3 protein-coding genes and 1 pseudogene are annotated in these 3,547 nt (G+C 62.3%); 2 read left to right on the plus strand and 2 right to left on the minus strand.

Annotated features, from left to right (window positions below; genetic code table 11):
* Positions 1–7 precede the first annotated feature (7 nt).
* Positions 8–1,900 (plus strand): 1-deoxy-D-xylulose-5-phosphate synthase, encoded by a 1,893-nt coding sequence (dxs, locus tag RKP46_RS13525; RefSeq protein WP_311107123.1) that lies wholly within the window; start codon positions 8–10, stop codon positions 1,898–1,900.
* A 15-nt stretch (positions 1,901–1,915) separates the two neighbouring features.
* Positions 1,916–2,740 carry a GTP cyclohydrolase FolE2 gene (folE2, locus tag RKP46_RS13530; protein ID WP_311107122.1) on the plus strand — a complete coding sequence of 275 codons (825 nt, stop codon included), beginning with the start codon at positions 1,916–1,918 and terminating at the stop codon, positions 2,738–2,740.
* Positions 2,741–2,813: 73 nt separating this feature from the next.
* On the opposite strand, the gene rplS is transcribed toward folE2, so the two are convergent.
* Complete coding sequence (gene rplS / locus RKP46_RS13535; RefSeq protein ID WP_300331888.1) at positions 2,814–3,179, minus strand: 50S ribosomal protein L19; 366 nt, start codon at positions 3,177–3,179, stop codon at positions 2,814–2,816.
* Positions 3,180–3,202: 23 nt separating this feature from the next.
* A pseudogene (locus RKP46_RS13540) lies at positions 3,203–3,547 on the minus strand (tRNA (guanosine(37)-N1)-methyltransferase TrmD); the annotation flags it as partial.

Raw genomic sequence — 3,547 nt, forward strand, 5'->3', positions numbered from 1 at the left:
ATCATCGATGACCCGTTATCCTCTGCTCGACACGATCAGCAACCCGACCCAGGTCCGCAAGCTTGACCGTCGGCAACTGCCGCAGTTGGCCAGCGAATTGCGCTCGTTTCTCGTCGAATCGGTGTCGAGAACCGGTGGACACCTGTCGTCGAATCTGGGCACCGTCGAGTTGACGGTGGCCCTGCACTACGTCTTCGACACGCCGCACGACCGTCTGGTGTGGGACGTCGGCCATCAGACGTACGCCCACAAGGTGCTCACCGGACGTCGCTCGGGAATGGCCCGGCTACGCATGCACGGCGGCGTCTCCGGATTCCCGAAACGCAGCGAGAGCCCGTACGACACCTTCGGCGTCGGGCATTCGTCGACTTCGATTTCGGCCGCGCTCGGCATGGCGATCGCCGCCAAGCTGAAAGGTGAAACCCGTCGCGTCGTGGCAATCATCGGCGACGGCGCGATGTCGGCCGGACAGGCGTTCGAAGCGCTCAACAACGGGGGCGTCGCCGACGCCGACGTGCTGGTCATTCTCAACGACAATGACATGTCGATTTCGCCGCCGGTGGGTGCGCTCAATCGCTATCTGGCACGCATTTTTTCGGGCAGCACGTTCAATGCGGCGCGCAAGGCAGGCGAGAAGATGCTTGACTTTTCGCCCTCGCTGCGCGAGTTCGCGAAGCGCGCCGAAGAGCACGTGAAGGGCATGCTCACGCCGGCAACGCTCTTCGAGGAAATGGGATTCAATTACATCGGGCCGATCGATGGACACGATCTGGAATCTTTGGTCCCAACCTTGCAGAATCTGACGCAGCTCTCCGGGCCGCAGTTTCTGCATGTGATCACCAAGAAGGGCCAGGGCTACAAGCTCGCCGAAGTCGATCCAATTCTCTACCATGGCGTGTCGAAGTTTCAGCCGGAAGTTGGCATCGCCGGCCAGCCGAGTGGTGCGAAGCCCAGCTACACGCAGGTTTTCGGGAGTTGGCTGTGCGACATGGCGGCGGCCGACACGAAGCTCGTCGGGATTACCCCGGCGATGCGCGAGGGATCTGGCCTGCTCGAATTCAGCGAGCGCTTCCCTGACCGCTACTACGATGTGGGAATCGCCGAACAGCATGCGGTAACCTTTGCCGCCGGCCTGGCGTGCGAAGGCCTGCGCCCGGTGCTGGCGATCTACTCGACCTTTCTGCAGCGCGCTTACGACCAGTTGGTGCATGACGTGGCGCTGCAGAAGCTGCCGGTGGTGCTCGCCCTCGACCGTGGCGGCCTGGTCGGCGCCGACGGGCCGACGCACCACGGCGCCTTCGATCTCTCCTACCTGATCTGCATTCCGAACATGGTCGTCATGACGCCGGCCGACGAAAACGAGTGCCGCAGGATGTTGACCACCGCGTATCGACACGACGGGCCGAGCGCCGTGCGCTACCCGCGCGGCAGCGGCCCTGGCGTGGCGATCGAGCCGAAGCTCGTCGAGCTGGAAATCGGCAAGGGCGAAGTTCGTCGACGCGGCCGCGATATCGCACTGCTCGCTTTCGGCAGCATGCTGACGCCGGCGCTGGCGGCCGGCGAAGCGCTCGACGCGACGGTGGCCAACATGCGTTTCGCCAAACCGGTCGACCACCAACTGATCAGCGCGCTGGCAGCGGAACATTCTCTGCTGATCAGCGTCGAAGAGAATGCGCTGATTGGCGGCGCCGGCAGTGAGATCGAGCGTGTGCTCGAAGGCCTTGCGCACGCGCCGCGCCTCGTCCGTCTGGGTATTCCCGATCGCTTCATCGAGCATGGCGATCATGCTCTCCTGCTCGCCGAGATCGGACTCGACCGCGACGGAATCATCCGCGCTGCCGACGAGCATCGCGCGCGATTCGGCGAGGCTGTGCCGCAGCCGGAAAAACCAGACGAATAATTCTCAGGAGCAGCAATGAACGCACCCGAAACGCCGCATAAACCTGCGGTCATGGCCGATGTTCAAGGCTCGGCCGATACCCGGCGGATTGCCATCAACAAGGTCGGCATCAAGGCGATTCGGCACCCGGTAGGTGTGCTCGACAAATCCGGCGGCGTGCAACACACGATCGCCGTGTTCAACATGTACGTCGGCCTGCCGCACAACTTCAAGGGCACGCACATGTCGCGCTTCGTCGAGATCCTGAACAGCCAGGAGCGCGAGATCTCGGTCGAGAACTTTCCCCGCATGCTGAGCGAGATGCTCGCCCGCCTGGAAGCCGAAAGCGGTCACATCGAAATGAATTTTCCGTATTTCATCAACAAGCTGGCGCCGGTATCCGGAGTGCAGAGCCTGATGGATTACGATGTTACGCTGATCGGCGAGATCGGCCACGAGCGAATCGATTCAAAGATCAGGGTGGTCGTTCCGGTAACCAGCCTCTGTCCCTGCTCGAAGGAGATTTCGGAAAGCGGAGCGCACAACCAGCGCTCGCACGTCACCGTTACGGTGAGCATCAACGACCACGTGTGGATCGAGGAACTGGTCGAGATCGTCGAATCCGAAGCGTCGTGCGAGCTTTACGGCCTGCTCAAACGGCCCGACGAAAAGTATGTCACCGAGCGTGCCTACGCCAACCCGAAGTTCGTCGAGGACATGGTGCGCGATGTCGCCGCCAGGCTCAACCAGGAACCGCGCATTGATTCCTATGTGGTCGAATCGGAGAATTTCGAGTCGATCCACAATCATTCGGCCTACGCGCTGATCGAAAGCGACCAGCGGCTGCGCACGGCAAGCTGACGGTACCCTGCGGCCGACGCAGCCTGGCGAGGCATCTGCCTCACCGGCTGCGTACGGTCCTTGCCGTGCCCGGTCAGCGCTGCTTGCGGGTCAGCTTTTCCTTGATCCGCGCCGACTTGCCGGAACGCTGCCGCAGGTAGTACAGCTTGGCGCGCCGCACGTCGCCACGCCGCTTGACTTCGATGGCAGCGACCAGCGGAGAATACGTCTGGAAGGTCCGTTCGACCCCCTCGCCCGACGATATCTTGCGCACGATGAAACTCGAGTTCAGGCCGCGATTGCGTTTCGCGATGACGACCCCCTCGTAAGCCTGCAAACGTTCGCGCGTGCCTTCCTTGACCTTGACCTGCACGACCACCGTATCGCCTGGCGAAAACGGCGGCACGACCTTGCCCAGACGGGCAATTTCTTCTTGTTCGAGTTGCTCGATCAGATTCATCTTGTTAACTCCATAGAGGCGAATTACGCTTTATTTTCCTGACCGCATTGCTCCTGAAACTGCACCAGGAGTTGCGTTTCCGCTGTTGTCAAGGCACGCCGCGCCAGAAGGTCCGGCCGACGCTGCCAGGTCCGGCCGAGCGCCTGCTGCAGGCGCCACCGCCGAATCTCTGCGTGATGACCGGACAACAGCACCTCCGGCACACGCTTTCCTGCGTACTCCACGGGCCGCGTATAGTGCGGACAATCCAGCAAGCCGGCGCAGAATGAATCCTCCAGCGCCGACGCGGCATCGTTCAGCGTTCCCGGCAACTGCCTGACCACCGCATCGATCAGCGCCAGCGCCGGGATCTCGCCGCCCGAGAGCAC

Source organism: Accumulibacter sp., from assembly GCF_031732815.1.
Taxonomy (GTDB): domain Bacteria; phylum Pseudomonadota; class Gammaproteobacteria; order Burkholderiales; family Rhodocyclaceae; genus Accumulibacter.